Annotated in this window: 20 protein-coding genes and 1 pseudogene; 2 read left to right on the top strand and 19 right to left on the bottom strand. The window is 72.5% G+C overall.

Annotation, left to right across the window (positions count from 1 at the left end; translation table 11 throughout):
- Positions 1–231 precede the first annotated feature (231 nt).
- The 14 genes from rplS to ftsY all read right to left on the bottom strand — a co-directional run bounded on the left by rplS (position 232) and on the right by ftsY (position 14,544).
- On the bottom strand, positions 232–588 hold the full coding sequence (rplS, locus tag O7629_RS05085) for a 50S ribosomal protein L19 (RefSeq protein ID WP_278167775.1): 357 nt from the start codon (positions 586–588) through the stop codon (positions 232–234).
- 171 nt (positions 589–759) lie between these two features.
- A complete protein-coding gene (gene trmD, locus O7629_RS05080; RefSeq protein ID WP_278174412.1) occupies positions 760–1,533 on the bottom strand; it encodes a tRNA (guanosine(37)-N1)-methyltransferase TrmD in 774 nt (257 codons plus the stop codon).
- A 29-nt stretch (positions 1,534–1,562) separates the two neighbouring features.
- Positions 1,563–2,129: a ribosome maturation factor RimM gene (gene rimM, locus O7629_RS05075; protein WP_278174411.1), complete on the bottom strand. Its 567-nt coding sequence runs from the start codon at positions 2,127–2,129 to the stop codon at positions 1,563–1,565.
- Between the two features lie 2 nt (positions 2,130–2,131).
- A complete protein-coding gene (locus O7629_RS05070) occupies positions 2,132–2,392 on the bottom strand; it encodes an RNA-binding protein (protein ID WP_199757474.1) in 261 nt (86 codons plus the stop codon).
- On the bottom strand, positions 2,367–2,864 hold the full coding sequence (rpsP, locus tag O7629_RS05065; RefSeq protein WP_278167774.1) for a 30S ribosomal protein S16: 498 nt from the start codon (positions 2,862–2,864) through the stop codon (positions 2,367–2,369). Before rpsP ends, O7629_RS05070 begins: the two co-directional genes overlap by 26 nt.
- Before the next feature lie 230 nt (positions 2,865–3,094).
- The gene (locus tag O7629_RS05060; protein WP_278167773.1) at positions 3,095–3,745 is read right to left on the bottom strand and encodes a DUF402 domain-containing protein; all 651 of its coding nucleotides are present in this window, start codon (positions 3,743–3,745) and stop codon (positions 3,095–3,097) included.
- Between the two features lie 139 nt (positions 3,746–3,884).
- On the bottom strand, positions 3,885–5,291 hold the full coding sequence (gene proS, locus O7629_RS05055; protein ID WP_278167772.1) for a proline--tRNA ligase: 1,407 nt from the start codon (positions 5,289–5,291) through the stop codon (positions 3,885–3,887).
- An 81-nt stretch (positions 5,292–5,372) separates the two neighbouring features.
- Complete coding sequence (locus O7629_RS05050) at positions 5,373–6,452, bottom strand: amidohydrolase family protein (RefSeq protein ID WP_278167771.1); 1,080 nt, start codon at positions 6,450–6,452, stop codon at positions 5,373–5,375.
- Positions 6,453–6,472: 20 nt separating this feature from the next.
- A complete protein-coding gene (gene ffh, locus O7629_RS05045; RefSeq protein ID WP_278167770.1) occupies positions 6,473–8,032 on the bottom strand; it encodes a signal recognition particle protein in 1,560 nt (519 codons plus the stop codon).
- Between the two features lie 199 nt (positions 8,033–8,231).
- The gene (locus tag O7629_RS05040; RefSeq protein ID WP_278167769.1) at positions 8,232–10,487 is read right to left on the bottom strand and encodes a [protein-PII] uridylyltransferase; all 2,256 of its coding nucleotides are present in this window, start codon (positions 10,485–10,487) and stop codon (positions 8,232–8,234) included.
- Between the two features lie 34 nt (positions 10,488–10,521).
- A complete protein-coding gene (locus O7629_RS05035; RefSeq protein WP_199757473.1) occupies positions 10,522–10,860 on the bottom strand; it encodes a P-II family nitrogen regulator in 339 nt (112 codons plus the stop codon).
- Positions 10,861–10,884: 24 nt separating this feature from the next.
- Positions 10,885–12,138, bottom strand: a complete 1,254-nt coding sequence (locus O7629_RS05030; RefSeq protein WP_278174410.1) for an ammonium transporter — start codon at positions 12,136–12,138, stop codon at positions 10,885–10,887.
- 357 nt (positions 12,139–12,495) lie between these two features.
- The gene (locus O7629_RS05025; protein ID WP_199757471.1) at positions 12,496–13,326 is read right to left on the bottom strand and encodes an aminoglycoside phosphotransferase family protein; all 831 of its coding nucleotides are present in this window, start codon (positions 13,324–13,326) and stop codon (positions 12,496–12,498) included.
- Positions 13,327–13,332: 6 nt separating this feature from the next.
- Positions 13,333–14,544, bottom strand: a complete 1,212-nt coding sequence (gene ftsY / locus O7629_RS05020) for a signal recognition particle-docking protein FtsY (RefSeq protein WP_278167768.1) — start codon at positions 14,542–14,544, stop codon at positions 13,333–13,335.
- A 250-nt stretch (positions 14,545–14,794) separates the two neighbouring features.
- On the opposite strand from ftsY, the gene O7629_RS05015 reads away from it, so the two are divergent.
- Positions 14,795–16,624, top strand: a complete 1,830-nt coding sequence (locus O7629_RS05015) for an alkaline phosphatase D family protein (protein ID WP_278167767.1) — start codon at positions 14,795–14,797, stop codon at positions 16,622–16,624.
- Between the two features lie 94 nt (positions 16,625–16,718).
- Here the strand turns inward: O7629_RS05015 and smc are convergent.
- Positions 16,719–20,279 (bottom strand): annotated as a pseudogene (gene smc / locus O7629_RS05010) (chromosome segregation protein SMC); the annotation flags it as partial.
- Positions 20,280–20,571: 292 nt separating this feature from the next.
- On the bottom strand, positions 20,572–20,766 hold the full coding sequence (locus O7629_RS05005) for a hypothetical protein (protein ID WP_123600485.1): 195 nt from the start codon (positions 20,764–20,766) through the stop codon (positions 20,572–20,574).
- Positions 20,767–21,183: 417 nt separating this feature from the next.
- Between O7629_RS05005 and O7629_RS05000 the strand changes: the two genes are divergently transcribed.
- Positions 21,184–22,791: a CAP domain-containing protein gene (locus O7629_RS05000; protein WP_278167766.1), complete on the top strand. Its 1,608-nt coding sequence runs from the start codon at positions 21,184–21,186 to the stop codon at positions 22,789–22,791.
- Between the two features lie 11 nt (positions 22,792–22,802).
- Here the strand turns inward: O7629_RS05000 and mutM are convergent, their stop codons facing one another.
- Genes mutM through O7629_RS04985 form a run of 3 tightly spaced genes read right to left on the bottom strand, consistent with a single transcriptional unit; the run spans position 22,803 to position 25,518 of the window.
- Positions 22,803–23,657, bottom strand: coding sequence for a bifunctional DNA-formamidopyrimidine glycosylase/DNA-(apurinic or apyrimidinic site) lyase (gene mutM, locus O7629_RS04995; protein ID WP_278167764.1), 855 nt, complete (start codon positions 23,655–23,657; stop codon positions 22,803–22,805).
- Positions 23,658–23,698: 41 nt separating this feature from the next.
- On the bottom strand, positions 23,699–24,559 hold the full coding sequence (gene rnc, locus O7629_RS04990; protein ID WP_278167762.1) for a ribonuclease III: 861 nt from the start codon (positions 24,557–24,559) through the stop codon (positions 23,699–23,701).
- Positions 24,556–25,518: a phosphate acyltransferase PlsX gene (locus tag O7629_RS04985; protein ID WP_278174409.1), complete on the bottom strand. Its 963-nt coding sequence runs from the start codon at positions 25,516–25,518 to the stop codon at positions 24,556–24,558. The genes rnc and O7629_RS04985 overlap by 4 nt, the downstream gene beginning before the upstream one ends.
- Positions 25,519–25,564 lie beyond the last annotated feature (46 nt).

Here is a 25,564-nt window from a genome sequence, read left to right as displayed (position 1 = left end):
GCCACTGATCCTGGTCTCCTTGTGGATACACGCTACGCATCTCCCCGGTCCCGAGACACGGCGCTACCGCCCACGGCGCCTCTCGTCAGGCGCCACGAGCGGTAGCACAGTTGACTCCCGCCGCCGCGACGATCGCCGCGGACGTAGCGCTCCCCATCGGTCACTACCGCAAGGGTAGTTGGCGAAAGCTCCCAGCGGCAGTCCCGAGATCGGGAACCGGGATCAGCGGGCTCAGCTGACCTGCTTCTCCCGCTTTTCCTTGATCTTGGCGGCCTTGCCACGGAGTTCCCGCAGGTAGTACAGCTTGGCGCGACGGACGTCACCACGGGTCACCATCTCGATCCGGTCGATGGCCGGGCTGTTGACCGGGTAGGTCCGCTCGACTCCGACACCGAAGCTGACCTTGCGGACGGTGAAGGTCTCCCGCAGGCCGGCACCCTGCCTGCGGATCACCACGCCCTGGAAGACCTGCACCCGGGAACGGTTACCTTCGACGACCCGGGCGTGCACCTTGAGCGTGTCACCGGCGCGGAAGTCCGGAAGGTCGGTCCGCTGCGACTGGGCGTCAAGAGCGTCCAGCGTGTTCATCGCTGCATCCTTGGGCTACTCAAGGCGCACCGTCTCGCGGTGCGCGGATGGATGATTCTGATCCCGGGCCGGAACGCTCGACGCCGCAGCATTCGATGCCGCAACGTTCGACGCCTTCCCGCTGGCGGGATCCTCGCAGCCGGACACGCATGCCCGTCTGCGGCAACCCCACTACTCTGCCACATCACCGGCCGGCAGTTGAAATCCGGCCGCCACCAGCAGCGCAATGTCTTTTTTGTCGAGTTTCCCGGCGGGCAGTCCGGCGATCAGATCCGGCCGACGCGACGCCGTACGGAGCAGCGCCTGATCTCGCCGCCATCGGGCGATCCGGCCGTGATCGCCCGATCGTAGTATCTCCGGCACCTCGCGTCCCCGCCACTGCGGCGGCTTGGTGTAGACCGGCCCCTCCAGCAACCCGTCCGAGTGAGACTCCTCGACGAGCGATCCGGCGTTGCCGAGCACTCCGGGAATCAACCGGGTCACCGCCTCCAGGATGGCCAGCACGGCGACCTCGCCGCCGAAGATGACGAAATCGCCGAGGGACACCTCGGTCACCGGCAGCGCTGCCGCCGCCTCGTCGATCACCCGCTGGTCGATCCCCTCGTAGCGGCCACAGGCGAAGATCAGTCGGGGCTCGGCGGCCAACCGCTGCGCCATCGCCTGGTCGAACCGCTCCCCCACCGGGGTCGGCACCACCAGCCGCGCAGGCGGCCGTCCGGCAGCAGCCAACTCGTCCAACGCCGCGCCCCACGGCTCCGGACGCATCACCATTCCGGCGCCACCGCCGTACGGAGTGTCGTCCACCGTCCGATGCACGTCGTGCGTCCAGCGGCGCAGGTCGTGCACCTCGACACTGAGCAGGCCGGCCCGGCGCGCCCGGCCGATCAGCGACAGGTCCAGCGGCGCCAGATAGTCCGGAAAGATGGTGACGACGTCCACCTGCAGCGCCGCCGCGCCGGACGGCATCGGGGCGCTCACAGGTCGAGCAGGCCGGGTGGGGCGTCGACGACCACCCGTCCACCGGCGAGATCCACTTCCGGCACGATCGCCCGGACGAACGGCACCAGGGCGGACCCGCCGCCGGGCCGGCGGAGCACCAGCAGATCGGATGCGGGCGCGTGGTCGATCCGGGCCACCTCGCCGAGAGCCTCGCCGGACGGCGTGACCGCCGACAGGCCGACCAGCTGGTGATCGTGGTACTCGTCCGGATCCTCCGGGGTGGCGATGTCGCTGCTGTCCACGCAGAGCAGTACGCCCCGCAACGCCTCGGCAAGGTCGCGGTCGACAACCCCGGCGAACTGCACCAACGGTCGGCCCTGATGCCAGCGGACCGCCTCGATGGTCAACCGGTCAGGGACGCGGACCAGGGTCGCGCCGGGCGGTGGCGGCTGCTGCGGTTCGCGGGCGGCCGGCACCGCCGCCGGATCGGTGATCAACACCGATCCGGCGGCGAACCGGATCTCCGGTTCGTCGGTCCGGACCTCGACCGTGACCTCGCCACGGATTCCGTGTGGTCGGCCGATCCGACCGACGATCAACAGCATCAGTACGAGTCGACGATGTCGACCCGCACACCACGCCCGCCGATCGAACCGATCACCTGACGCAGCGCCTTGGCGGTGCGCCCGCCGCGGCCGATCACGGTGCCGAGGTCCTCCGGGTGCACCCGTACCTCCAGGCGCTTGCCCCGGCGCGAGTCGACCAGCCGGACCCGTACGTCGTCGGGGTGGGTGACGATCCCCTTGACCAGGTGCTCCAGCGCGGGCCGGAGGACCATGTCAGGCCTGCTCGCCGGAGCCGGCACCGGTGGGCTCCTCGGTCTTGGCCGGCGCTTCGGCAGCCGCCGGCTCGGACTTCGCTTCGGCCTTCGTCTCGGATTTCGCTTCGGCCTTCTTCTCGGCCTTCTTCGCCGGCTTGGTCGGCGTGTCCGCGACGCCCGCAGCGGCCTTGGCCTCCGCCTCGTACGCCGCCTTGCGGTCGGCCCGCTCGGGCGCCACCAGCAGCGGCGGCGGGGCGGGCAGGCCCTTGAACTTCTGCCAGTCGCCGGTCTTCTCCAACAGACGCTGGACGGCCTCGCTCGGCTGGGCGCCGACCGAGAGCCAGTACTGGACACGGTCCGAGGTCACCTCGATGACCGACGGATCTTCCTTCGGGTGGTAGATCCCGACGAACTCGATCGCCCGCCCGTCGCGCTTGGTACGCGAGTCGGCGACGACGATGCGGTACTGCGGGTTGCGGATCTTGCCCATCCGCAGAAGCCGGATCTTTACGGCCACGGTTTGTTCGCTCCTGTTGCGATCTTCACCGGCCCCCGAGGGCGGTGCGCGGGTGAACGCCGACCGGCACAGTGGGGTTGGGCCAGAGGCAGCTCGGGTGGACTGGCGACGTGCCCGGGTAGAGGGCGCCGAACACGTACCGGATACCAACACGCTATTGTGCCAGACCCGCGGCGTACCGCCACACCCGGTGGCCCCGGTGGGTCGCCGGCCGGTCCGGTGCCCGGCGGTCAGCCGGCTGCCGGCGGGCGGTCCCAGCCGGGCGGCAGCTCGGCCGGCGGCGCCCAGGCCGGGTCCGGTCGGAAGTCGCACCAGGTGCCGTCGAACGGAAAGTCACCCGCCTCGGCGATCTTGATCACCCGCCGTCCCTCGGCCCGTACCGCCGCCTCGTCACGCACCCAGTAGTGCTCCGGGAAGGCGAGCCGCTCGGCGAACTCCTCCTCGTCCTTCCAGACCCAACTGCGGTCCGGGCGGACCACCACGTCCAGGTCCTGATCGACCACGTCCACCCCGGCGAGGTCGCCGTCGGCCCAGCGCACGCCGGGCTCTTCGAGGTTGACGTACCAGTTGAGGAAGTTCCCGGCGTCGTCGCGGAACCACCACACCGAGTGGGCGGCCCCGGCGGGCAGGAACTTCAGCACCGGGGGGCCGAGCCAGCGGCCGTGTTTGATCCGGTACGACCGGGTGATCCACTCGGTGAACGGCATCGCCCGCATGCCACGGCCGTCGTCGGCCACCTCGTTGACCACCGGCGAACCCCGGTCGACCCAGACCAGCAGGCCCCGCTCGTCGTCGACGACGACCCGGGCCGGACGGACCCAGCCGAGACGCCCGCGCCGCACATTCCGATGCATGATCAACTGACCGGGCTGAAACCGCATGCTCATCTCCCTCGTTCACCATGCCCAACGACAGCGACACCGCCCACGAACGGCCCGACGGCGACACCACCCACCAACGGCCCGACAGCGACACCACCCACCGACGGGCGGCGCCGCTCACCGACGGCAGGGCAGGGCGTCAGTACGAGCGGGCCAGCACCGCGACGAGGTCGGGCTCGTCGTCGGAGTCGGGCACCGAGCCGTCCGGACGCAGCAGGCAGCGTACGGTGACGCCCTGCGCGTTGACCTCGGCCTCACCCGCCGGGCCGACCACCGACCACGGCACCCTGGCCCATCCGGTCGCCGCGGCGGCGACGGCGTCGGCGAGGGTGCCGACCTCGACGGTACGCGCCTGACGCAGCGCCAGCGCCTGGTCGTAGAGCCGCTGCTGGTCGGCGGCGAGGGCGTCGCGGACCGCGCCGACCACGTCGGCGACCGGCACTGGGGTCTTCGACCCGTCGGTACGCCGGACCAGCACCGCGTTGCCGGCGGCCAGGTCGCGCGGCCCGACCTCGACGCGTACCGGGTATCCCTTGAGCTCGGCGTCGACGGCCCGGCGGCCGAACGGCGTGTCCACCCGGTCGTCCAGGCCGACCCGTACGCCAGCGTCACGCAACGCGTCGCGCAACTTGGCCGCCGCCTCGGCGACCCCATCGCCGGCCTTGACCACCATGACGTACGCCTGGACCGGGGCCAGCCGTGGCGGCACCCGCAGCCCGTTGTCGTCGCCGTGCACCATGATCAGCCCGCCCAGCATCCGGGTGGAGACCCCCCATGAGGTGGTCCAGGCGTGTTCGACGGCCCGCTCGGCGGAGGTGTAGGTGATGTCGAACGCGCGGGCGAAGTTCTGCCCGAGCTCGTGCGAGGTGCCCAGCTGCAGCGCCTTGCCGTCGGCCATCATCCCTTCGAGGGTGTACGTGCTGGTGGCTCCGGCGAAGCGTTCCCGGGCGGTCTTGCGCCCGACCAGCACCGGGATGCCGAGCACGTTGACCATGAAGTCCTCGTAGACCTCGTGCAGGATCCGTCGGGCGTACGCCCGTGCGTCGGCTTCGTCGGCGTGCGCGGTGTGCCCCTCCTGCCAGAGGAACTCGCTGGTCCGCAGGAACACCCGGGGGCGCAGCTCCCAGCGCACCACGTTGGCCCACTGGTTGAGCAGCAGCGGCAGGTCCCGGTAGGAGTCGACCCACTTGGCCATGAACTCGCCGATCACCGTCTCGCTGGTCGGCCGGACCACCACCGGCTCGGCGAGTTGCTTGCCGCCGCCGTGGGTGACCACCGCGAGCTCCGGGGAGAAGCCCTCGACGTGCTCGGCCTCGCGGCGCAGGTAGCTCTCCGGGATGAACAGCGGGAAGTACGCGTTCTCCGCGCCAGCCGCCTTGATCCGGTTGTCCATCTCGGACTGCATTCGCTCCCAGATGGCGTACCCGGCCGGCCGGATCACCATGGTGCCACGCACCGGTCCGTTGTCGGCGAGCTGCGCCTTGGCGATCAGATCCTGGTACCAGCGGGGGAAGTCCTCCGCACGAGGTGTGAGCACGCGGGCCATGACCGGACATCCTATGCGCCAGCGGTGGCGGCTGCGCGACGCACCCGCCGCAGCCGGCTCAGGGCCGCCCCGGCCACCGGGTCAGCGCAGCACCCGCCCGCGCAGGATAATCCGCTCGGGTGCGCGGACCACCCGCAGGTCGGCACGCGGGTCCACCGGATACACGACCAGGTCGGCGAGCCCGCCCTCGACCAGGCCAGGGAAGCCGAGCCAGTCCCGGGCACCCCAGGAGGCGGCGGCCAGCACCGCCTCGGCCGGCATGCCCGCCTCGGTGTGCAGGGTGAGCATCTCGTCGGCGGCCCGGCCATGGGCGATGCCGCCACCGGCATCGGTGCCGACGAAGATCGGTACGCCGGCTTCGTGCGCGGCGCGTACCACCTCGGGGAACCCGTCCCGCAGGCTGATCATGTGGGCGGCGTACCGGGGGAACTTCTCCCGGGCCCGGTCGGCGATCCCGCCGAACGTCGCGATGTTGATCATCGTCGGAATCAGCGCGGTCCGCTGGCGGGCCATCTCGTCGATCAGGTCAGGGCTCAGCCCGGTGCCGTGCTCGACCGAGTCGACCCCGGCCCGGACCAGGATCCGTACCGCCTCCTCGTCGAAGGTGTGCGCGGCGACCCGGGCGTTGGCCCGGTGCGCGGTGGCGATGGCGTCGGTCATCGCCTCCGCCGACCAGGCCGGGGCGAGGTCCCCGGCGGACCGCTCGATCCAGTCGCCGACCAGCTTGACCCAGCCGTTGCCCGCCCTGGCCTGCTCGGCCACCGTGTCGGACAACTGCTCTGCCGACACCTCCACGCCGATGTCGCGCAGGTAGCGCCGGGGCGGCGCGACGTGCCGGCCGGCGCGGGCCAGCCGGGGCAGGTCCGGTTCGTCGTCGAGTTGCGGGTACGGGTACGGCGACCCGGCGTCGCGCAGCGCCAGTACGCCGGCGTCCCGGTCGACCCCGGCCAGCCGGCGGGCGTCGTCGAGCGAGCCGATCGGCGTCCCGCCCCGGGCGATGCCGATGTGGCAGTGCGCGTCAACCAGGCCGGGCAGGATGAAGCCGCCGTCGACCACGGTGGTCGCGCCGGGCACCGGGTGCAGCGTCACCCGGTCGCCGACCAGCCACAGGTCCCGGGTCCGGTCCTCGGGCAGCACGACCCCGCGGACGTGCAGCGGCACGGGCGCGGGGTCGACGGCGCTCAGCCTTTCTCCCGCTTGTTCAACTTGTTGAAGTCGATCTTGGGAAGCTTGAAGCCGGGCGGCAGACCGTCGCCGCCACCCAGCGCGTTCGGGTCGAGGCCGGGCGGCAGCTGCGGCATCCCGCCCGGGAAGCCGGCCGGCACCCCGCCGCCGCCGCGCTGGCGGGCACCGCCGCCACGGTTACCGCCCTTGTTCCCCTTGCGCTTGTTCTTCGGCGACTTGGTCGCCTTGCGCCGCCCGCCACCGGGCAGACCCATCATCCCGCCCATCTGCTTCATCATCTTCTGCGCCTCGGCGAAGCGGTTGAGCAGCTGGTTGACGTCCATCACGGTGACCCCGGAGCCGTTGGCGATCCGGGCCCGGCGCGACCCGTTGATGATCTTCGGGTTGGTCCGCTCCCCGGGCGTCATCGAGCGGATGATCGCGGTGACCTTGTCGAAGTGCTTGTCGTCGACCTCGGCCAGCTGGTCCTTCATCTGCCCCATGCCGGGCATCATGGCCAGCACGTTGGCGATCGGCCCCATCCGGCGCACCGCGATGAGCTGGTCGAGGAAATCCTCCAGGGTGAACTGCTCGCCGCCCATCAGCTTGGCGGTCATCTTCTCCTTCTGATCGGCGTCGAAGGCCTGCTCGGCCTGCTCGATCAGAGTGAGCACGTCGCCCATGCCGAGGATCCGGCTGGCCATCCGGTCCGGGTGGAAGACGTCGAAGTCGGACAGCTTCTCCCCGGTGGAGGCGAACAGGATCGGTTCGCCGGTGACCTGCCGGACGGACAGCGCCGCACCACCGCGCGCGTCGCCGTCGAGCTTGGACAGCACCACGCCGGTGATGCCGACGCCGTCGCGGAACGCCTCGGCGGTACGGACCGCGTCCTGCCCGACCATCGCGTCGATGACGAAGATGACCTCGTCCGGGTCGACCGCGTCGCGGATCGCGGCCGCCTGGGCCATCATCTCGGCGTCGATGCCGAGCCGGCCGGCGGTGTCGACGATGACGACGTCGCGCGCCGACCGGCGGGCGTGCTCGATCGACGCCTTGGCGACCGCCACCGGGTCGCCGACCCCGTTGCCGGGCTCCGGGGCGAACACTTCGACCCCGGCCCGCCCGCCGAGGACCTGCAGCTGGCCGACCGCGTTCGGGCGTTGCAGGTCGGCGGCGACCAGCAGCGGCTGGTGCCCCTGCGCCTTGAGCCAGTTGGACAGTTTGCCGGCGAGGGTGGTCTTGCCGGAACCCTGCAGCCCGGCCAGCATGATCACCGTTGGCGGCTGCTTGGCGAACCGGAGCCGGCGCTGCTCGCCGCCGAGGACCCCGACCAGCTCCTCGTGCACGATCTTGATGACCTGCTGGGCCGGGTTGAGCGCCTGGGAGACCTCGGAGCCGCGGGCGCGCTCCTTGACCCGGCCGATGAACGCCTTCACCACCGGCAGCGCGACGTCCGCCTCCAGCAGCGCCAGCCGGATCTCCCGGGCGGTCGCGTCGATGTCGGCGTCGGTGAGCCGACCTTTGCCCCGGAGCTTGCCGAAGATCCCGGACAGTCGATCACTCAAAGTGTCAAACACGACGCAACATCCTGTATGTCGATCCGGCAGGGCAACTCACGGCGGTGTCGGGACGTGACTCCGCCCGACCTGGCAAGCCTAGCCGCCGTCCGTACCGCCCGCTTCCGCCACTCCACGGCCCGCGCCAGCCGACCGCTTCCGCCACTCCGGCACCCGGCTCCGCCGCTCCGGCACCCGGCTCCGCCGCTGCGCCGCCCGGTCATCCGGCGGCGGCCAGCACCGCGGCTTCGAGTCGGGCCCGCTCGGCGTCGTCCGGGCCGGCCCCCACCAGGTAGAAAGCGTCGACCACATCGCCGCCCAGGGTGGAGATCCGGGCCGCCCGCACCTGGGCGCCGGCCTCGTCGAGCGCGCTGGTCACCCGGTAGAGCAGGCCGGCCGAGTCGGCCGCCCGCAGCTCCAGCACCACCGCGTCGGTGGCGGCCTCCCGGTGCCACACCACCCGGGGGTCGGCCCCGGCCCGGCGGGCGGCGAGCGCCCGGCCCCGCAGCCGCTGGGTGACCGACACGTCACCGGTGACCGCCCGCCGCAGGTCGGCGGTGAGCGCGATGGTGTCCGGCGGGGTGCCGTACCGGGGCTGGACCCGGAACTCGACCAACGCCCGCCCGTCGACCGTGGAGGCGTCGGCGGTCAGCACGTCCAGCCGGTGCAGGGCCAGGCAGCCGGCGACTGCGGCGAGCAGGCCGTGCCGGTCCGCGGCGGCCACCGCGACCCGGTCGTCACCGTCGATATGTACGGCCGGTAGCGGACCCGCCACCAGCGCCGGATCGGGTCGCGGCGGCTCGGGAAGCACCCCGGTGTCCAGCGCGGTGTGTACCCGGCGGACCAGTTCGGCGATCAGCCGTCCCTTCCAGTCCGACCAGGCCGCCGGGCCGGTCGCCAGGGCGTCGGCGCGGGCCAGCCCGTGCAGCAGGCCGAGCGTGGTGGTGTCGCCGACCGCGGCGGCGACCTGGGAGATCGTCACCGGGTCGCTGAGGTCACGCCGGGTGGCCACCTCCGGCAGCAGCAGGTGCAGCCGGACCAGCTTGTCGATCATGTCGACGTCGGCCGGCGGCAGCCCGGTCCGGGCGGCGATCCGCGCCGCGACCGGCGCGCCGACCGTACTGTGGTCGCCGGGCAGCCCCTTGCCCACGTCGTGCAGGAAGGCGCCGAGCAGCAGCAGGTCGGGCCGGTCCACCTCGCGGGTGAACGCGGTCGCCTCCTGGGCCGCCTGAACCAGGTGCCGGTCCAGGGTGAACCGGTGCACCGGGTTGTGCTGCGGCAGGCTGCGCATCCGGGGCCACTCCGGCAACCAGCCGTCGACCAGCCCGTACCGGTCGCAGGTCTCCCAGGTGGGTACCAGACCGGGACCGGCGCCGAGCAGAGTGATCAGCGCGGCCCGGGCCGCGTCCGGCCACGGCGCCGGCAGCGGCGGGCAGTACGCGGCGAGCCACTCGCAGGTCGCCCGGGCGATCGGCAGCCGGCTGGTGGCGGCGGCCGCGGCGACCCGCAGCGACAGGCTGGGGTCCGGGCGGGCCCCGATCGCGGTCCGGGCGAGGACCAGCTCACCGTCGTGCTCGACGACGTCGCGGGCCACCGGCCGACGCACCGGCGGGCCGCCGCCGCGCCGCCGGCCCGAGCGCAGCCGGTCGGCGCTGCGCCAGGCGTCGTCGAGGGCGTGGGTGATGGTGCGCGCGTCGGAGGCGACCCGGCGCAGCAGGGTGTCCGGGTCGTCCAGGTCGAGCAGCCCGGCGACGGTGGCGCGCTCCTGGGCCACCAGCCGGTCCACCCGCCGGCCGACGGCGACGTGCAGCGCGTCGCGGGTGTCCAGCAGCCGCAGGTGGGCCGCGCGGGCGGCCGGACGCATGCTGTCGGCGATGCCGGCCAGGGCGATGCCGCGCAGGATGCCGACGTCGCGCAGCCCGCCGGCGGCCTCCTTCAGATCGCCTTCCAGCAGGAAGGCCAGCTCGCCGTGGGTACGCCAGCGGGCCTCGGTGACCTCGCGCAGCGCCGGCAACTGGCGGACGGCGGTGCGCCGCCACTGGTCGGTCGCGGCGGACTGCAGCTCGGCGGTGAGCTCCCGGTCGCCGGCGACGTGCCGGGCGTCGAGCAGGCCGAGCGCGACCTTGACGTCGTCGTGGGCGACGGACAGCGCCTCCGGCAGGGTACGCACCGAGTGGTCCAGCCCGAGGCGGGCGTCCCAGATCGGGTACCAGAGGCGGGCGGCGATCTCGTTCATGCCGGCGACGCCACGATGGAGCAGCACCAGGTCGAGATCGCTGTACGGGGAGCACTGCAGCCGGCCGAGTCCGCCGACCGCCACCAGGGCGATACCGGTCAGCCCGGCCGGCATCAGCGAGGTAAGCCAGACATCGAGTGCCGCCGCCCGGTCCACGCGGGCGGCGGCACCGATGCCGTCGGACAGCGACGGGCCGGGGCCGGCCGCGTGGCGCTGCCGGACCCCGACTCCGTCGGTCATGTGTTCTCCCTACCGGTTCGGTGGGCTCGCCGGCTCAGAGCGCGTCGAGACCGCGCTCACCGGTGCGGACCCGGATGACGTCCTCGACGGCCGTCACCCAGACCTTGCCGTCGCCGATCTTTCCGGTACGGGCCGCCGTGACGACCGCGTCGACGACCTTCTCGACGTCGATCTCGTCGGTCAGCACCTCGATCCGGATCTTCGGCAGGAACTCGACGGTGTACTCGGCACCCCGGTACACCTCGGTGTGGCCCTTCTGACGTCCGTACCCCTGGACCTCGCTCACGGTCAGGCCGGCGACGCCGAGGGCGTGCAGGGCCTCCTTGACCGCGTCGAGCTGGTACGGCTTGATGACCGCGGTCACCAGCTTCATGTCTAACCCCTCCATCAGGGAACGTTAACCGGCGACCTTTTCGCTGACCGGTGCGGACTCGCCCGAACCGGCGGGCGCCTTCCCGATGCCGGCGGCGGCGAACCCGCCACCCGAGGTGCTACCGAACTCGTAGGCACTCTCCGCGTGCTCGGCGGTGTCGATGCCCTCGACCTCGGCGTCGGCGCTGGCCCGGAAGCCGATGGTCTTCTCGATCGCGAAGCCGATGATGTAGGCGACGACGAACGAGTAGACCAGCACCGCGACCACACCGAGCGCCTGCAGACCGAGCAGGTCGATGCCACCGCCGTAGATGAGTCCGGCGTTGCCCTCTCCGGCGACCACCTCGACGGCCAGGAAGCCGATCAGCAGCGAGCCGATGATGCCGCCGATCATGTGCACGGCGACCACGTCGAGCGAGTCGTCATACCCAAGCTTGTACTTCAGGCCGACCGCCAGGGCGCAGACCACACCGGCGATGATGCCGAGCGCGATCGCCCCGAGCGGCTCCAGGAAGGCACAGGCCGGGGTGATGGCGACCAGACCGGCGATCGCACCGGAGGCGGCGCCGAGGGTGGTCGGCTTGCCGTCGCGGAACCACTCGACGACGATCCAGCCCAGGACGGCGGCCGCGGTGGCCACCTGGGTGTTGATGAAGGCGACCGCGGCGGTGCCGTTGGCGGCGACCGCGGATCCGGCGTTGAAGCCGAACCAGCCGAACCACAGCAGGCCGGCGCCGAGCAGGACCATCGGCAGGTTGTGCGGCTTGAACTTGTCCTTCGGCCAGCCGACCCGCTTGCCGAGCACCAGGGCCAGCGCAAGCGCCGCGGCACCGGCGTTGATGTGCACCGCGGTACCACCGGCGAAGTCGAGGACGCCGAGCTCGAAGATCCAGCCACCGCCCCACACCCAGTGCGCGACCGGGAAGTAGACCAGGGTGGCCCACAGGCCGGCGAAGAGCAGCCAGGCGCCGAACTTCGCCCGGTCCGCGATCGCACCGCTGATCAGTGCGACGGTGATGATCGCGAACATCATCTGGAAGACGACGAACAGCAGGTCCGGGATGCCGCCCTCGGAGCCCGACTCGAGCATGCCGCGCAGGCCGGCCATGGAGAGGTCACCGGTGACGCCGCCGACGTCCTCGCCGAAGGCGATGCTGTAGCCGTAGAAGACCCACAGCAGGCTGACCAGGCCGATCGCGCCGAAGCTCATCATCATCATGTTGAGCACGGACTTGGACCGCGTCATGCCACCATAGAACAGCGCCAATCCGGGCGTCATGAGCAACACCAGGGCGGCTGAAGTCAAAATCCAGGCGGTGGCACCAGAATCTAGTTCCGGCACGCTGCCTCCTCTCAGTTGGAAACATAACCGGCTCCAAGAGGCAGCATCGCCCGCTCGCCGGTTGCGCGAAGCTTGCTGGGCAGCTGTTTCACGCAGGGTGCCCGTGCCGTTTCCAACACGTGACGGGTTGTTTCCAACATGTGAAGAACACTTCACTATCGCCAGATCAGGCAGGGTCATATCAACCGAATAGCCACCGCCGGCTGTCCGGAAGACGACAGAACTCGTCACCCGTCCCCGGACCACTGCCGCCCCGGCCCGCCGCCGGTCAGCGCAACTGGTACTCGCCGCCCGTCAGCGCAACGCGTACTCCAGGATGTGCCGTTCGTAGTCGAGCAGCCGCAGGTCCCGCATCGGCCGGCGGAGATGGCCCTTGTGCACGATCCGGACGAACGCCGGATCTCCGGCGGCGGCCATCCGCCGGATCCCTTCCACGTGGTCGACGACCCGCTTACGGATGGTCCGGACCAGCCGGTGCCGGTCGCGGGGGATCAGCCCGTACGCGTCGGCGAACAGCCGCAGCCGGCGCGGCCGGTCCGGGTGCCGCCAACCCAGCGTGTAGGAGTCCCGGTCGGAGAAGAGCGGCACCCAGGTCCACGCGGCGTACGCGACGTCGTAGATCCGCGCCCCCGGCGACGCCAGGTCGAAGTCGATCAGGGCGAGAGTGCCGTCCGGACGCCAGATCACGTTGTGCGGGGCCGCGTCGTGGTGGCAGATCACCTCGGTGTCCGGCGGCGGCGGGCCGAACGAACGCCAGACCGCGCTACGCGGCGGATTGAACCCGTACTGGGCGTCGTGGAACATCCGCAACATCGTCGCGACGGTGACCAGCGCCTCGTCGCTTACCCAGTGCGGCGCCAGCGGATACTCGCCGCACTCCCCCTCGACGTAGGAGAGGACCTCGCGGTTGCGTTCGTCCATGCCGAGAGCCCGGGGCGAGCCGGTGAACCCGACGTACTCCAGATGCCGCAGCAGCGCGTGCACCGAGGGCGTCCACGGGCCGACATTGCGCCGGACGGTGTCTCCGACCCGCACCACGGTGCTGACGTTGCCGCCACGCAGTGGGATCTCCTGCTGGGTCACGTACGGTCTCCCGAGACGTGGCTCCTGATTGCGGTACGTCACCCGAGGCTACGCATCCATTCCACGTGGATCGGCGCCCATCAGGGCGTCGACGAACTGCGCCGGATCGAACGGGGCGAGGTCGTCCGGACCTTCGCCGAGACCGACCAGTTTGACCGGAATGCCGAGCTTGCGCTGCACCGCGATGACGATACCGCCCTTGGCGGTGCCGTCGAGTTTGGTCAGCACCACCCCGGTCACCTCCACCGCCTCAGTGAACACCCGGGCCTGCTCCAACCCATTCTGCCCGGTGGTGGCGTCCAGCACGAGCAGTGTCTCGTGCACCGGACCATGCTTGCTCACCACCCGCTTGACCTTGCCGAGCTCGTCCATCAGGCCGATCTTGTTCTGCAACCGGCCGGCGGTGTCGATCAGCACCGCGTCGACCTTGGTGTCGATGCCCCGCTTCACCGCGTCGAAGGCGACGCTGGCCGGGTCCGCGCCCTCCGGGCCGCGGACCACCTCGGCCCCGACCCGGGAGGCCCAGGTGGTCAGCTGGTCGGCGGCGGCGGCCCGGAACGTGTCGGCGGCACCCAGCAGCACGGTACGGCCGTCGGCGACCAGCACCCGGGCGATCTTGCCGCAGGTGGTGGTCTTGCCGGCCCCGTTGACCCCGACGACCAGCACCACGCTCGGCTCGCCGCCGGTGTTCAACGCCCGGTCGAGCTGCGGGTCCAGCGCGGCGACCAGCTCCTCGGTGAGCAGCGTCCGCAGCTCGGTGGCGCTGCGGGTGCCGAGGACCCGGGTACGCTCCCGCAGCCGGTCGACGATCTCCCGGGTCGGCTCGATGCCGACGTCCGCGGTGATCAGGCTCTCCTCGATCTCCTCCCAGACCTCCTCGTCCAGCCGGTCCCGGGAGAGCAGGTTCAGCAGCCCCTTGCCGAGCAGGCCCTGCGACCGGGACAGCCGGGTCCGCAGCCGGACCAGCCGTCCGGCCGTGGGTTCCGGGCGTTCCAGGGTCGGCGGGGCCGGCGCCACCGGCTCCGCAGGCGCCTGCTCCGGTTCGGCCGGTGGCGCGACCGGACGTTCCTCGACGGCGACGCCGACCGGACGCTCGCCGTCGGCGTCGGCCGGTGGGCGCTCCTGCGGCTGCTCGCCGCCGAGCGGGGTCGGCGGTGCCGGCGGCAGCGGAGGCTGCCGGCGCAACCGGGGCACCACCAGCCCCAGACCGGCGAGCAGCAGCACACCGAGCAGGATCGCGGCGAGGACGAGGTAATCCATGCGGAAATCCTGACAGATGGCCGCGACCGCGTCCCGCCCACCGCACCCATCGGTGACACCCACCCCCCGGTACAGTGTCGCCGGCCGGCGACCAACCCCCCGCGAACAGTGTCGCCGGCCGGCGACCACACCCCTCAGGGACAGGTCGGGGAACTGGGTGACGGCCTGATTGCGGGGTACAAAAGAGGCCGTCCCGCGTCCCTCGCGAAAGGTCGACCATGTCTGCACACCAGTTCGGCAGGGACCACCGGTGACCGACGGCACAACCGCCGGTGGACCGGACCCGCAGCACCGGCCGGCGGCCGGCCCCCGGCTACTGATCGGGCCGTTGCTGCGGCGGGTGGTGGGCCGGCAGGCCACCATCTGGGTGGAGACCGACGCACCAGCCACGGTACGGGTCGCGACGACGGGCACGGCGGGCGGCTCGGCCCGCACCTTCAGCGCGTTCGGGCACCACTACGCGCTCGTGGTGGTCGACGGGCTGGCCCCCGGCTCCAGCCACCGCTACGAGGTCTTCCTCGACGACCGGCGGGTCTGGCCGGAACCGGACTCGCCGTACCCGGGCAGTGTGATCCGGACCCGGCGGGCCGACGACGGCGCCCAGCCGGTGCGGTTGATCTTCGGCTCCTGCCGGGAGACCACCCAGCACTCCACCGCCCGGCGGTTGCCGCCGGACGCGCTCGACGCGTACGCCCGGCGGCTGGCCGGCCTGGACCCGGCCGGCGGCGACTGGCCCGACCTGCTGCTCCTGCTCGGCGATCAGGTGTACGCCGACGAGACGTCGCCGGTGATCCGACGGTTCCTGCGGCGGCGGCGCCGACATCGTGGGCTGCCGCCCGGTGCCCCAGCCGACCAGGTGGTCAGCTTCCCCGAGTACACCCGGCTGTACCTGGAGTCGTGGCGGGACCCGGAGATCCGCTGGTTGCTGTCGACCGTCCCCAGCGTGATGATCTTCGACGACCACGAGGTGATCGACGACTGGAACACCTCGGCCGCCTGGCGGGCGCGGATGCTCGGCGAGCCCTGGTGGCCGGAGCGGATCAGCAGCGGACTCGCCTCCTACTGGGTCTACCAGCACCTGGGCAACCTGGCCCCGGACGAGGTCGCCGCCGACCCGGTGTTCCGGGCGGTCACCGCCGCCGACGACGCCACCGATGTGCTGCGCGAGTTCGGCGCCCGGGTGGACGCCGAGGCGGACGTCGCGCACGACCCGCAGCGCTGGTCGCAGGTGCAGTACCAGTGGAGCTTCTCGCTGGGCATCGGCCGGACCCGGGTGATCGTGCTGGACAACCGGTGCAGCCGGGTACTGCGGCCGGGGGCACGCAGCATGCTGCCGGCCGGTGAGTGGGCCTGGTTCACCGACCGGGCCCACGGCCGCTACGACCATCTGGTGGTCGGCGCGTCGCTGCCCTGGCTGATGCCGCCCGGCATCCACCACCTCGAGTCGTGGAACGAACGGCTGGCCGAGTCGCCCCGGCGGTGGGTCGCGGCGGCGTCGGAGTGGCTGCGCCAGGCCCTGGACCTGGAGCACTGGGCCGCGTTCCGGCGCTCCTTCGACGACCTTGGGCAACTGTTCGCCCGGGTCGGCGCGGGGCCGGCTGCCGTCGACGGGACGCAACCGGACCGGGTCGGCGCCGGGCCGGGCTATCCGCCGCCGGCCTCGATCAGCATGCTCTCCGGCGACGTGCACCACTCGTACGTGGCGCGGGCCGTGCTGCCGGGGCGGGTTCGCACCCCGGTGCACCAGCTCACCTGCTCACCGATCCACAACCAGGTGCCGGCGCTGATGCGGCCGTTGATGCGGTTGGGCTGGTGGCGGGGGCCGACGGCGGCGCTGCGGGCGCTGGCCCGCTCCGCCGGACTGCCAAGGCCGTCGGTGCGCTGGCGCAAGCTGGACGGCCCGTACTTCGGCAACGCGGTCAGCACGCTGCTGCACGACGGCGCGACGGCCGAGGTGACGCTGGAGGGCACGACGACCGACGGCGCGTTGCGTGAGGTGGCCCGCCGCCGGCTCACCGATTCGGCGGCGGCGCAGCCGACGCCGCAGCCTCCTCAGCAGGCTGCGGGGCTTGCGCAGTAGGCGCGCTCGGCCCCGGCGCGCTCGGCCCCGCCGACTCCGACTCCGGCTCCGCCGACTCCGGCCCGGTCGACACCGCTGACTCGTCGGTCGACTTGAGCCGCTGGCTGATCACCTGGGTCACACCGTTGCGCATGGTGACCCCGTACAGCGCGTCGGCGACCTCCATGGTCCGCTTCTGGTGGGTGATGATGATCAGCTGGCTGCGGTCCCGCAGCTGGGCCATCAGGGTGATCAACCGGCCGAGGTTGACGTCGTCCAGCGCCGCCTCCACCTCGTCCATGATGTAGAACGGGCTGGGCCGGGCCCGGAAGATGGCCACCAGCATGGCGACGGCGGTCAGCGACCGCTCCCCGCCGGACAGCAGCGACAGCCGTTTGATCTTCTTGCCCGGTGGCCGGGCCTCCACCTCCACCCCGGTGGTCAGCAGGTCGTCCGGGTCGGTGAGCACCAGCCGCCCCTCGCCACCCGGGAACAGCACGGTGAACACCTGCTCGAACTCGCGGGCCGTGTCGGCGTACGCGCTGGAGAAGACCTCGAGGATCCGGTCGTCCACGTCCGCGACGACGGTGAGCAGGTCCTTGCGGGTCGCCTTCAGGTCCTCCAACTGGTCGGAGAGGAACTTGTACCGCTCCTCCAGCGCGGCGAACTCCTCCAACGCCAGCGGGTTGACCTTGCCGAGCAGGGCCAGCTCCCGTTCCGCCTTCGCCGACCGCTTCTCCTGGGTGGCCCGGTCGAACGGCACCGGCTGCGGTTCCGGTTTGCCGTCGGCGGCCGCCGCCGCCAGCTGGGCCTGGGTGGGCGGCACCGGCTGGTGCGGGCCGTACTCGGCGAGCAGGGTCTCCACGTCCAGCGAGAAGTCCTCGGCCGCCTTCGCCTCCAGCTGCTCGATGCGCAGCCGCTGCTCGGCGCGGGCCACCTCGTCGCGGTGCACGGCGCTGGTCAGCCGCTCCAGCTCGGCCCCGAGCCGCTTTGCCGCGCCGCGTACCTCCTGCAGCTCGGCCTCCCGCGCGGCGCGGGCGCTGGCGATCTCGTCACGGGCGGCGGCCGCGTCGACCATCGAGTCGGCCAGCCTGGTCAGCGCGAACCGGGCCCCGGCGGTGACCGCGCGGGCGATCTGCGCGCCCCGGGCCCGGGCGGCCCGGCGGGCGGCGGCGCGTTCCCGCGCGGCCCGCTCGGCCGCCGCCTGCCGCAGCAGCGAGTCCGCCCGGCCGGCGATCGACGACACCCGCTCCTCGGCGGTACGGACGGCGAGTCGGACCTCCATCTCGTTCTGCCGGGCACCGGGCAGCATCGCGGCAAGCTCGTCCCGTTCGGCGGTCGACGGCTCCTCGTCGATCGGGGTCGCCTCGGCCAGCCGGAGCCGCTCCTCCAGCTCCTCCAGCGCGGTCAGGTCGCGGTCCCGGGCCTCGGCGGCCTTGTCCCGGGAGGCGCCGAGCCGCTCCGCCTCGGCCCGTGCCGACCGGGCCGCCGCGCCGAGTTCGGCGAGCCGGCGGGCGGCGGCGTTGCGTTGCCCCTCCGCCTGTCGCCGCTCGGCAGCGGCCTGCGCGACCTGCTCCTTGAGGCCGGCCGCCGCCTGCCGAGCGGTGTCGAGCTGCCCGCGCAGCTCGGCGACAGTGGCTTCGGCGGTGAGCCGGTTGCTGCGGGCCTCCTCGACCGCCGCCTGTACCTCGATGAAGCTGGGTGCCTTGGCGGACCCGCCGGCGGCGGCGTAGGCGCCGACGATGTCGCCGTCCGGGGTGACCGCCCGCAGCTGCGGATGGTCGGCGACGGCCGCGGTGGCCGCCGCGAGGTCGCCGACCAGGATCACGTCCCGCAGCGCCCGGTGCAGCGCCGGGCGGAGCTCATCGGGGCAGCTGACCGCGTCCGGTGCCCAGGTCGCCCCGGGCGGCATGGCCGGCCGCAGGGTGTCCGGCGAGCCGATCATCCCCGGCCCGGCGGGTCCGGCGACCAGCAGGCTGGCCCGGCCGGAATCCTGGATCTTGAGCAGCCGCATCGCCTCGGCCGCCTCGTCGACGCCGGTGACCGCCACCGCGTCGGCGAGACCGCCCAGCGCGGCGGCCAGCGCCGCCTCGTGTCCGGGCGCGACGGTGAGCAGGCCGGCCAGACTGCCCAGCAGGCCGGGCACCTGATCGGCCCGGGCCAGCAGCGCCCCGGCACCGTCGCCCCGGCGCAGCCCCATCGCCAGCGCGTCCTCCCGCGCCTGCCAGGTGGCGGCCTCCTTCTCGGCCCGGCGCTCGGCGTCGGACAGCTGCCGTACCTGGGCGGCGGCGGCGTCGTGCGCGGCGACCGCCTCGGCGTGCCGGGCGTCCAGGTCGGCGTTGTCCCGGTCGGCCTCGGTGGACAGTTCGGCGGCCGCGTCCAGGTCCTGCTGGGCCTGATCGGCGCGGGCCTGCGCGTCGGCGTGCGCGGCGGTGAGCCGGGAGATCTCGTCGGCGGCGCTGGAGGTGCGGGCCCGCGCCGAGTTGACCTGACCGGTGAGCCGGGCCAGCCCTTCCCGCCGGTCGGCGATCGCCTTGGCGGCGGCGACCAGTGCCCGCTCGGCCTGGGCCAGCTGCGCCTCCAGCTGCTGGCGGCCCTCCACCGCCTCGGCGAGGCGGATCTGGTCCTCGGTCAGCGCGGCCCGCAGCTCCTCCTCCTGCTCGCGGACCCGGTGCGCCTCGTCGGTGAGCTGGTCCGGGTCACGCCCGGGCCGCTCGTCGTCGGGCACGCCCGACAGGTGCCGCAGCCGTTCACCGGCCAGCTGCTCGGTCGAGCGGAAGCGTTCCTGCAGGGCGGCGAGCTTGTACCAGGTGTCCTGGGCGGCGGCGAGCAGCGGCGCGTCCTCGGCCAGCGCCGACTCCAGCTCGGCCAGCCGGGACTGCACCTCGGCGTGTTCGGACTCCACCTCGGTGCGACGCTGCCGCAGCGCCGTCTCGTCGGCGATCTCCTTGTCGAGGGTGGTTCGCAGGGTGGTCAGGTCGTCGGCGAGCAGCCGCAGCCGGGCGTCGCGCAGGTCGGCCTGGATCCCGGCGGCCCGGCGGGCCACCTCGGCCTGCCGGCCCAGCGGTTTGAGCTGGCGGCGCAGTTCGCCGGTCAGGTCGGTCAGCCGGTCCAGGTTGGTCTGCATCGCGGTCAGCTTGCGCAGCGCCTTTTCCTTGCGCTTGCGGTGCTTGAGCACCCCGGCGGCCTCTTCGATGAAGGCCCGCCGGTCCTCCGGCTTGGCGTGCAGTACGGCGTCGAGCTGACCCTGGCCGACGATGACGTGCATCTCCCGGCCGATGCCGGAGTCGGAGAGCAGTTCCTGGATGTCGAGCAGCCGGCAGTGGTTGCCGTTGATCTCGTACTCGCTCTCACCGGAGCGGAACATCCGGCGGGTGATCGACACCTCGGTGTACTCGATCGGCAACGCGCCGTCGGTGTTGTCGATGGTCAACGTGACCTCGGCCCGGCCGAGCGGGGCCCGGCCGGCGGTGCCGGCGAAGATGACGTCCTCCATCTTGCCGCCCCGCAGCGCCTTCGCGCCCTGCTCGCCGAGGACCCAGGCGATGGCGTCGACGACGTTGGACTTGCCGGAGCCGTTCGGGCCGACCACACAGGTGATCCCGGGCTCCAGCTTCAGGGTGGTGGCGGAGGCGAAGGACTTGAAGCCCTTCACCGTCAGACTTTTGAGATGCACGGTCCGATTCCTCGTCCGACGGGTCGCCGTGCGGCCGTCAGTGCTGGTCAGTACGGCACAGGCTAACCCGTCGGTCGGACGGTCACCGGATCCGACGCGGCTGGGGCACCGTCACCGGGGCCCGGACGGGGCCACAGCGGCCGCAGACGGACGGGACGTGAACGGGGCCACGGACGGGGCCGGACAAAAAGCTGCGCGCCGGCACTTGAGTGTCGGCGCGCGGGGTGCGTGCGATCAGCGGTACGTACGGTCACTGGCGGCGGGCGCCGGCCTGCACCGGCGCCCGTGGAGATCAGGTGAGCGCAGGCTCGGGGATCCGCAGCAGGTCGTCGCTTTCGGCGACCGCTGCGGCGAGCCGGTCGTTCTCCGCCCGCAGTCGGGTGATCTCGAACTCCAGTGCCTGTACCGTGGCACGCAATCGGGTGACCTCGTCGAGCAGGCGCCGGTCGGGTGCTGCACCAACGTGGCCGTAGAGGGCCTTCGCCATTTCGTCTCCTTGTAATGCGCTGCCGGAAAGGCCGGCCAACGCGCGCCCGTGAACCCTCGTGTCGGTCAACCCCCGGGCATGCGGGGGCGCGACTGGGCGCGACTGGCGACACCCCCATGGTCCGCCGAAGTCGCCGCTTCGTCAAGTTCCACCAGACGAGGATCCCCACCTCCTCCACCGAATCTATCGCCCAAAAGGTACGAAGAGCGGCGGTTTAGCGGCACAGATCACAGTGTCAACGGCAGAACCTCAGCCGGACAGCTGTCCGCCTTATCTCTTCCTTAGCGGGATCGCCGGTTTGTCTTAGCGGCGTTGCCGGGCGCGGCCGGACGCCTTAGCGTCGCACCCGGCACAGCGCCCCCGGTCCCACCGGACGCGGCCCGCTGGGCCGACCACCCACCTGCGGAGGCAACGACCTTGTACCGGCGCAACGACCGGGTCGATGGATCCATCCCCGGCGATCCGACGCCGCCCGCCGGCCACACCGCATCCGGTGATACCGGCTGGGACACCGACCGGTTCGAGCAGAGTTCCTGGCGTGACCACCTCGACGCCGGCTGGCGACCCGGCCCTTCGTCGGCCGACGACTACTCCGGCCCGGCGACGGCCGACGACTACCCGACCGCCGGCCGGTTCCCCGGCGACGGCGGTTACGACCTCGGCAGTTACGGCGGCGGCGGTCACCCAGCGTACGGAGCGGACCGCCACGGGCACCTGTCGTACGACGGGCACCCGGCGTACGACGGCGTGGACCACGGCGGCTACCCCGCCGACCCGACCGGGCAGCTCCCCGGCGGGGCGGAATACCACCCGCAGCCGTACGGCCGGCCCACCGACGACGGGTACGACACCCACCTGATCGCCCGCCCGGACGGACCGGGGTACGCCGACGGACCGGGGTACGCCGACGGACCGGGGTACGCCGACGGACCGGGGTACGCCGAGGGGCCGGGTTACGCCGACGCTCCGCACGGGTCCGACGGGGCCGGCAGCGACGCCCGGCACGACGAGACCGAGACGCACCGGTACGGCGTGCTGCGGGACCTGGCCGACGGGCCCGGCGACGTCAACGGCTGGCCCGGTGGTGACGACGGCTGGGCCAGCGGCGACGATCGCTGGACCGACGACGACCGGGGGCCGGGTGAGGACCCGACCGACACCGGGTCGCTGACCCGCGTCGCCCGTCGACGGCGGTCCGACGCGCGCGACGACTCCGACCCGGAGGCGCCCGACGGCCGACGGCGCCGGCTCGCCGTCGGGCCGGTCACCCTGGCCACGCTGGTCGTCGTGCTGCTGGTGGCGATCGGTGGCGGCGGCGCGATGCTGCGCGCCGGGTTCGGCGACGACTCAACCGATGGCACCGACGACACCGTCGTGGCAACGGATGTCGATTCGGTCACCGATCCACTCACCGAACAGTCCGCTGGTACGGAGGATCCGCAGATCGGCGAGCCGGAGGTGCTCGACGCCGAACTCGGTGCCGCCCCGACCCCGGCCGCGAGCCCCGCACCGCCACCGCCGACCTCGGCTGCCCCGAGCCCACGCCGTAGCACCGCCGCCCCGGAAAACTCCCGGCCGCAGCGCACCACCGCCGCGCCGGCGAAGACCAGTGCCGCGCCGCAGCAGACCGCCACCGGGGACACCAGCCAGCAGCAGCAGGTCCTGGCGCTGGTCAACGCGGCGCGCGACGACAACGGGTGCGGCACGGTGACAATCAACGACCAGTTGGCCGAGGCGGCCCGGCTGCACAGCGAGGACCAGGCGACCAACAACGAAATGTCGCACCAAGGCAGCGACGGCAGCGACCCGTGGGAACGCGCCAAGCGGGCCGGCTACGAGCAGGCGATCGGCGAGAACGTGGCGGCCGGCTACCCCACTGCCGAGGCGGTCATGGAGGGCTGGATGAACAGCCCGGGCCACCGGGCCAACATCCTCAACTGCGACGCGGTCGCCATGGGGGTCGGCACGGCCACCTCGTCGAACGGGACCCTCTACTGGACGCAGATGTTCGGGTCGGAGCGCTGAGCTGACGTCGGTCAGCGGCGGACGGCCCGCGGCCTAGGTTGGCAGCGCGGGCAGCTGAACGACGACCGGTTCATGAACGACTCCCGGCGGATCAGCGCCCCGCACCGGGCGCAGGGCTGATCCTCCCGCCCGTACACGTTGAGTGACCGGTCGAAGTAGCCGCTCTCGCCGTTGACGTTGACGTAGAGCGCGTCGAAACTGGTGCCGCCCTCGGTGACCGCCGCCCGCAGCACGTCCCGTACGTGTGCCAGCAGCCTGGTGACCGTCGCGGCCGGCAGCCGGTCGGTCGGTCGGGTGCCGTGCAGGCCGGTCCGCCACAGCGCCTCGTCGGCGTAGATGTTGCCGATCCCGGAGATCAGCGACTGGTCAAGCAGGGCCCGCTTGATCTCGGTGCGACGTCGGCGTACCGCCGCGACGAACGCGGTGTCGGAGAAGTCCGGGTCGAGCGGATCCCGGGCGATGTGCGCGATCTCGGCCGGTAACTCGGCGCCACCGGCCGAGACGGCGAGCCCACCGAACGTCCGCTGGTCGACGAAGCGCAGCTGCGGGTCACCGTCGACGAACCGGAAGCGGACCCGCAGGTGCGTCTCGTCCGGGGCGTGGGCCGGCTGCAGCAGCAGCTGTCCGGACATGCCGAGATGGCCGACCACCGCGTCGCCGCTGTCCAGCGGCAGCCACAGGTACTTGCCACGGCGACGTACGTCGATGATCTGCCGGCCGGCGAGTACGGCGGCGAAGTGCACCGGGCCGGGCAGGTGCCGGCGAATCGCCCGGGGATGGCGCACCTCCACGGTGTCCAGCCGCCGGCCGATCACCCAGCCGGCCAGCCCTTGCCGGACCGTCTCGACCTCGGGCAGCTCTGGCATGACGGGCCTTTCTCCGACCGGTGCCGGTGGTGTTCTCGTACTCAGACCTGGGCGGGCGGGCTGGCCGGCGGCCCGTCCTCGGGCTCCGCCGGACCGGCAGCGACCCCGTCCGCCGGACCGACGTCGGCGTCGGAAGCCGGACCCGGCTGGTCAACGGCCGCCGCGGTGCCGGCGACCGCGGTGGAGTCCACCATCTGCGCGGAGAGGGTACGCCACGCGGCTTCGGCGGCCCGCTGCTCGGCCTCCTTCTTGCTGCGGCCTTCGGCCCCGCCGTAGCGCTGCCCGGCGACCACCACCCAGGCGGTGAAGGTCTTCGCGTGGTCCGGACCGGCGTCGTCGATGCGGTACTCGGGCACGCCCAGCCCGAGCGTCGCGGTCAGCTCCTGCAGGCTGGTCTTCCAGTCCAGCCCGGCACCCCGGCTCGCGGAGTCCGCCATCAACGGGTCGAACAGCCGGCGGATCACGATCGACGCGGTGTCCAGCCCGTACTGCAGGTAGATCGCGCCGAGGAGCGCCTCCAGGGTGTCGGCCAGGATGCTCGCCTTGTCCCGCCCGCCGGTGCTCTCCTCCCCCTTGCCGAGCAGCAGGTACGGGCCGAGCCCCTGCGGGCCGAGAGACCGGGCCACCTCGGCGAGCGCCCGCATGTTGACCACGCTGGCCCGAAGCTTGGCCAGTTGCCCTTCCGGCAGGTCAGGGTGGCTGTGGAACAACGCCGAGGTGATCACCACACCGAGCACCGAGTCGCCGAGGAACTCCAACCGCTCGTTGGTGGGCAGACCGCCGTTCTCGTACGCGTACGACCGGTGGGTCAACGCCCGTTCCAGCAGGTCCGGTTCGAACGCCACCCCGAACGCGGCCTCCAGGTGGGCAACCGGCGGACGACGGAACTGGTTGTTACTCATGGCGATACCTCGTCCTGTTCTGCGATCAGCCGGGTGATGTCATCGAGCATCCGGGCGACAGTCGAGGTCACCCGGCCACGGTGCAGTCCGGCGGCGAGGGTGATACCGGTGGCGATGTCGGCGCCGGTGGCGGCACCGTGGCAGACGACCACCGTCCCGGCGACGCCGAGCAGGGCCGCCGCCCGGGGCGCGACCCGGCCCGGTTCCGGGCCGCCGGCCATCGCGTACGCACCTTCGATGCCTTTGAGCAGTACGTTCCCGGTGAAGCCGTCGGTGACCACCACGTCGATGCCGTCGCCGAGCGTGACGTCGTGTCCTTCGACCAGGCCGACGTACCGGCCGTCGGCGGGCAGGGTGAGGCTCCGCAGCAGAGTGTCGGCGGTACGCCGGACCCGGTCGCCCTTGCCTGGCTCGGCACCGATCGAGAGCAGTCCGACCCGGGGCCGGTCCAGGCCGAGCCGCACGGCACCGTACGCGGCCCCGAACAGGGCGTGCTGGGTCAGGGTGGCCGGGCGCGCCTCTACCGTGGCGCCGACGTCGAGCAGCACCACCGGGCCGGCGACCGCTGGGAGGGTGGCGACCAGGGCGGGCCGGCGTACGGTCGGCCACCGGCCGAGGCCGAGCGCGGCAGCGGTGACGATCGCGCCGCTGGACCCGGCGGAGATGAACGCGTCGGCCGCGCCGTCGGCGACCGCGGCCATGCCGGCTTGGATCGAATCGTCGGCCCGGCCGGTGCCGGACTCTGCGGCGGTACCGGCCGCCGTCCCGCCAGGCGCGCCAGTCGGGCGTACGGTGATCCGCCGGCGCTGGTCGTCGGGCAGCGCGGCGCGAACGTCGTCCGCCGCGTCCGGCGGGCCGACGAGCAGGAGCTGGAGATCGGGATCGGCGCGGCAGGCGCGCAGAGCGCCGTCAACCACGACGGCGGGTGCCCCATCCCCGCCGAGGAGGTCGACGGCGATCCGCGAGGTGCCGGTCCCGGAGTCAGCGCCGGCCGGTGCCGACCGA

It is taken from the genome of Solwaraspora sp. WMMD792, from assembly GCF_029626105.1.
Classification (GTDB): Bacteria; Actinomycetota; Actinomycetes; order Mycobacteriales; family Micromonosporaceae; genus Micromonospora_E.
Note: the sequence above shows the minus strand (reverse complement) of the source record. Positions and strands in the feature narration are given on the sequence as shown.

What these genes read in the sequence shown, in the direction of transcription:
- rplS (WP_278167775.1), bottom strand. Translation starts at nt 588, where the DNA reads ATGAACACGCTGGACGCTCTTGACGCCCAGTCGCAGCGGACCGACCTT.
- O7629_RS05060 (WP_278167773.1), bottom strand. Translation starts at nt 3,745, where the DNA reads ATGCGGTTTCAGCCCGGTCAGTTGATCATGCATCGGAATGTGCGGCGC.
- proS (WP_278167772.1), bottom strand. Translation starts at nt 5,291, where the DNA reads ATGGCCCGCGTGCTCACACCTCGTGCGGAGGACTTCCCCCGCTGGTAC.
- O7629_RS05040 (WP_278167769.1), bottom strand. Translation starts at nt 10,487, where the DNA reads ATGACCGACGGAGTCGGGGTCCGGCAGCGCCACGCGGCCGGCCCCGGC.
- O7629_RS05035 (WP_199757473.1), bottom strand. Translation starts at nt 10,860, where the DNA reads ATGAAGCTGGTGACCGCGGTCATCAAGCCGTACCAGCTCGACGCGGTC.
- O7629_RS05030 (WP_278174410.1), bottom strand. Translation starts at nt 12,138, where the DNA reads ATGACGCCCGGATTGGCGCTGTTCTATGGTGGCATGACGCGGTCCAAG.
- ftsY (WP_278167768.1), bottom strand. Translation starts at nt 14,544, where the DNA reads ATGGATTACCTCGTCCTCGCCGCGATCCTGCTCGGTGTGCTGCTGCTC.
- O7629_RS05005 (WP_123600485.1), bottom strand. Translation starts at nt 20,766, where the DNA reads ATGGCGAAGGCCCTCTACGGCCACGTTGGTGCAGCACCCGACCGGCGC.
- mutM (WP_278167764.1), bottom strand. Translation starts at nt 23,657, where the DNA reads ATGCCAGAGCTGCCCGAGGTCGAGACGGTCCGGCAAGGGCTGGCCGGC.
- rnc (WP_278167762.1), bottom strand. Translation starts at nt 24,559, where the DNA reads ATGAGTAACAACCAGTTCCGTCGTCCGCCGGTTGCCCACCTGGAGGCC.